Source organism: Mesorhizobium sp. M7A.F.Ca.CA.002.15.2.1 (assembly GCF_003998715.1).
GTDB classification, from domain to species: Bacteria; Pseudomonadota; Alphaproteobacteria; order Rhizobiales; family Rhizobiaceae; genus Mesorhizobium; species Mesorhizobium ciceri.
On the sequence record NZ_RZPI01000470.1, the window covers coordinates 1 to 4,492 of the forward strand.

Here is a 4,492-nt window from a genome sequence, read left to right on the forward strand (position 1 = left end):
CACTTTCCGCAGCATGTTCATTTCCGACGTCCATCTGGGCTCGAAGGCGGCCAAGGCCGAGTTCCTGATCGATTTCCTTCGATATCACGATGCCGATATCATCTATCTGGTGGGTGACATCGTTGATGGCTGGCGGCTGCGACGGAGCTGGCATTGGCCGCAAAGCCACAACGACGTCGTGCAGAAACTGCTGCGCAAAGCGCGCAAGGGCGCCAACATCACCTACATCGCCGGCAACCATGACGAGTTCGCCCGCCAGTTCCAGGGCGTGCATTTCGGCGGCATCGTCGTTGCCGATCGCGCCATCCACGAGACCGCCGACGGCAAGCGGCTGCTCGTCATCCATGGCGACCAGTTCGACACCGTGGTCCACAATGCGCGCTGGCTCGCCTATCTCGGTGACCACGCCTATGACGCGGCCATGCTGGTCAACCGCGTGGTGACGCGGCTGCGCCAGCTGCTCGGCCTGCCTTATTGGTCCTTTTCGTCTTGGGCCAAGCACAACGTCAAGAAGGCGGTGAACTTCATCGGCTCGTTCCAGACCATGCTTGCCGACGAGGCGCGCCGTTCGCATGTCGATGGCGTCATCTGCGGCCACATCCATCATGCCGTCATCGAAAATTTTGGCGATGTCCAGTACATCAACACCGGCGACTGGGTGGAAAGTTGTACGGCTGTGGTCGAGCATTTTGACGGCCGCATGGAAATCCTGACTTGGGCGCAGGTGCTGCCCGAGGTGCCGGACGAGCCCTTTATCCCGCTGCTCATCGAGGACCGGGTAGGGCAGGCGGCCTAGTCCGAAGTCCTTTCGGCTTCGGAATCAATCAATTAGTCCAACCGGTTTCGTCCGGTTTTCGTCCATGTTAAGGGATCGATACGCGTTGCCCTCCGGCCGAATACAGCGCGATTGGATCGATTCATGTCCCTGCCGCAGCTCTCGCCCGAACAACTCGTCAAGCCGCGCCATTTCGAACTGCGCATGAGCCTGATGTTCGCGACGCTTTTCGTGCCGCTCGGAACGCATTTGCCGTATTTTCCGTTGTGGCTGCAGGCCAAGGGTTTTCATGCCGAGCAGATCGCGGTCATTCTGGCGGCGCCGATGTTCCTGCGCGTGGTGACGACGCCGCTGCTGACCGCGCTGGCCGACCGTGCCAGGGACCGCGCCGATGTCTATGTCGCGCTGATGGCTGCGTCGCTGCTTTTGTCGGCAGGTTATTTCCTGACACCCACCTATGCGATGGTGCTGGCGGTCTCGCTGACGCTGACCATCGTCTGGACGCCGCATTCGCCGATCGCCGATTCGCTGGCTCTTTCGGGTGTCCGCCGCTTCGGTTCGAACTACACAAGCATGCGCAAATGGGGCTCGATTTCCTATTTGTTCGCCAATATCGCCGGCGGCTTCATTCTGTCGGTAACCGGTTCACAAGCCGTTCCGGTTATCATTCTGGTGGCGTTTGCCGCCGCCCTTGCCGCCGGCCTGCTGGCGCCGCGCCTTGGCCGTCCGCGGCGCGCCTCGCCGCTGTCGGCCACCGACATCCAGCATTCAGCGCCGAAGCTTCTCAACCCGTATTTCCTGTATTTTTCCACGGGCGTCGGCGTCATCACCGCCAGCCACGCATTCCTCTACGGTTTCGTCTCCATCTACTGGAAGTCGATCGGCCTCGGCGATTCGGTAGTCGGTCTCTTATGGGCTTGGGGCGTGGTGTCGGAAGTCTGCATGTTCATGATGTTCACCCGCTTTTTCGGCCGGTTCTCCGTCGTGTCGGTCATGGTGATGGCCGGAATCGGCTCCATCGTGCGCTGGATCGCCTTTCCGCTGGTCTGGCCGCTCGGCCTCGGCATTCCCGGCTTCTTCGCTGTCCAGTCGCTGCACTCGGTCTCGGTGGCGCTGGGGCTGATCGGGCTGCAGAAGATGATCGGCGAAACGATCTCCGAGGAGCGGACAGGTGCCGCGCAAGGCATTGCCTATTTCTCCAACGGCTTCTTCATGGCGGTGGTGACGCTGGCGTCCGGCCCGCTCTACGACCGTCTCGGTGTCGACGGCTTCTTTGCCATGATCCCGATTGCGTTGATCGGACTGGCGCTGATCGGCCTTGCTGCGCGCTCAGCCCCAGAGCGCCGTATCGGGCGGTGACACCAGCGATCCCTGGTAGACAAGGCCCGGTACCCGGTCGCGGGCAAGCAGCAGCGGACCGTCGAGGTCGACGAAATCGGCATGCTGGGCAAGCAGCACCGCTGGCGCCATCGCCAATGAGGTGCCGACCATGCAGCCGACCATCACGCCGAAACCGAGTTCGCGGGCGCGATCGCGCAGCACCAGTGCCGCCGTCAGGCCCCCCGACTTGTCGAGCTTGATGTTGACGGCATCGTAAAGACCGACAAGCGCTTCGAGATTCTTAGCCTCGTGCACGCTTTCATCGGCGCAGATCGGCACCGGATGGGCGATATGGCGCAGGATCTCGTCATGACCGGCCGGCAGCGGCTGTTCGATCAGCGCGATGCTTTGTTCGGCGGCAAAGGCGAGGTTCGCAACGATGTTGTCGTCGCTCCAGCCCTCATTGGCGTCGAGGATGATGCGGCTGTCTGGCGCTGCCTGCCTGACCGCCCGGATGCGGGCAATGTCGTTGTCGCCGCCGATCTTGACCTTGAGCAGCGGCCGCGCCGCATTGGCGCGGGCCTGCGCCGCCATCGCCTCCGGCTCGCCCAGCGACAGCGTGTAGGCGGTTTCGAGCGCCTGCAAGGGAACAGCACCTATCGCAACCGCCACCGATGTTCCGCTGAGCTTCGCCTCCAGATCCCATAGGGCGCAGTCTAAGGCGTTGCGGGCGGCTCCGGCCGGCATGGCATCGAGCAAGGCGCTGCGGCTGATGCCATCGGCGATCCGGCCGCGCATGGCGTCGATCGCCTCGCGCACGCCCTCAATCGTCTCGCCATAGCGCTTGTAGGGGACGCATTCGCCGCGGCCGAAATGGCCGCCGTCGCTGATCGTGCAGGAGATCACTTCGGCTTCGGTCTTGGAACCGCGCGAAATGGTGAAGGTTCCGGCGATGGGAAAACGCTCGGCCTCGACCGAAATGACACGCGCCATATTTTTCTGCTCCTGCTGTGCGACAAGCGTTGTCGGCAAATCGACAGGTCAGACCCGTCAGGCTAAACAGGACGCCATGTTGACCATCGGCAAGCGCGACGCAAGCGGCACGACCGCAGGGGAGGCTGACCACGAACCGCGCGTGGCGATCGGCGAGGAGGACGGCGTTCTTGGCTGCGCTTTCTCCGGAATCTGGACGACACGGACCGTTGCACTCGTCGACGCCGACATGCGCAAGATCGAAAAGCGAAGCGGCTTCAAAATCTTGGCGCTCGATGTTTCCAAGATCGAGAAGATGGACACTGCCGGCGCCTGGCTGATCGACCGGCTGGTCAGCGCCTTCGAGAAGAAGGGTGTCGAAATCCAGATGCAAGGCCAGAGCGAGATCGCTTCGATCCTGCTCGAAGCTGTCGGCGAGGCCGTGCGGCGCGAACCCGAATCCGGCCCGGTGCGACCGCCCAACATCGTCATTCGCGCGCTGGAGGCGGTTGGCCGCCGGGTCTACGAGATGCGCGACGATTTTCTGGCCTCGATGAACATCCTCGGCGCCACCATCCGTGGCGCGCAGATGAAGCTCGGCCGTGGCCATGCCGTCAACCCGGCGGCGATTTTCAACCAGATCGACCGTATGGGCGTCGGCGCCATTCCGGTGGTGGTGCTGATGTCGGCGATCGTCGGCGCCATCGTCGCCCAGCAGGGCGCCTATCAGCTCAGCTATTTCGGCGCCGATATCTTCGTCGTCGACCTCGTCGGCGTGCTGATCCTGCGCGAACTCGGCGTGCTGATGACGGCGATCATGATCGCCGGCCGCTCCGGCAGCGCGATCACCGCCGAGATCGGCTCGATGAAGATGCGCGAGGAGGTCGACGCGCTGAAGGTCATCGGGCTCAACCCGATCGGCGTCCTGGTCTTTCCGCGGCTCGTGGCGCTGGTCATCGCCTTGCCGTGCCTGACCATCATCGCCAATTTCGCCGCACTCGGCGGCGGCATCCTGGCTGCCTGGCTCTATTCCGACATCCCGCCCGCCGCCTTCATCGACCGGCTGCGCGTCGCCATCGATCTCAGCACCATCTTTGCGGGCCTGATCAAGGCGCCGTTCATGGCCATGATCATCGGCACGATTGCCTCGGTCGAAGGCATGAAGGTCGGCGGCAGCGCCGAATCGCTCGGCCAGCATGTTACCGCTTCGGTGGTGAAGTCGATCTTCGTCGTCATCATCCTCGACGGGCTTTTTGCCATGTTCTACGCAGCGATCGAGTTCTGAGATGAAGCTGCGAAACAGGAAAAGGGCGGGTGCATTGGCGGATGAAGCGGGCGAGGGCGATATCGTGCTTTCCGCGCACGACATCAGCGTTTCCTTTGCCGACAAGCTTATCCTCGACAGACTGTCGCTCGACATAAGGC

The 4,492-nt window shown here is 62.7% G+C and carries 4 protein-coding genes; 3 read left to right on the forward strand and 1 reads right to left on the reverse strand.

Annotation, left to right across the window (positions count from 1 at the left end):
• Both ENZ74_RS22895 and ENZ74_RS22900 read left to right on the forward strand, forming a co-directional pair.
• On the forward strand, positions 1-796 hold a 796-nt coding region (locus tag ENZ74_RS22895; protein WP_245470988.1), incomplete at its 5' end, for a UDP-2,3-diacylglucosamine diphosphatase.
• Positions 797-919: 123 nt separating this feature from the next.
• Positions 920-2,134, forward strand: a complete 1,215-nt coding sequence (locus tag ENZ74_RS22900; RefSeq protein WP_063167911.1) for an MFS transporter — start codon at positions 920-922, stop codon at positions 2,132-2,134.
• Here ENZ74_RS22900 and dgcA read toward each other — a convergent pair.
• Positions 2,105-3,088, reverse strand: a complete 984-nt coding sequence (dgcA, locus tag ENZ74_RS22905) for an N-acetyl-D-Glu racemase DgcA (RefSeq protein WP_063167912.1) — start codon at positions 3,086-3,088, stop codon at positions 2,105-2,107. The genes ENZ74_RS22900 and dgcA overlap by 30 nt on opposite strands.
• A gap of 76 nt (positions 3,089-3,164) precedes the next feature.
• On the opposite strand from dgcA, the gene ENZ74_RS22910 reads away from it, so the two are divergent.
• Positions 3,165-4,352 (forward strand): ABC transporter permease, encoded by a 1,188-nt coding sequence (locus ENZ74_RS22910; protein ID WP_063167913.1) that lies wholly within the window; start codon positions 3,165-3,167, stop codon positions 4,350-4,352.
• The last annotated feature ends 140 nt before the right edge of the window (positions 4,353-4,492 follow it).

What these genes read in the sequence shown, in the direction of transcription:
- ENZ74_RS22910 (WP_063167913.1), top strand. Translation starts at nt 3,165, where the DNA reads ATGTTGACCATCGGCAAGCGCGACGCAAGCGGCACGACCGCAGGGGAG.
- ENZ74_RS22900 (WP_063167911.1), top strand. Translation starts at nt 920, where the DNA reads ATGTCCCTGCCGCAGCTCTCGCCCGAACAACTCGTCAAGCCGCGCCAT.
- dgcA (WP_063167912.1), bottom strand. Translation starts at nt 3,088, where the DNA reads ATGGCGCGTGTCATTTCGGTCGAGGCCGAGCGTTTTCCCATCGCCGGA.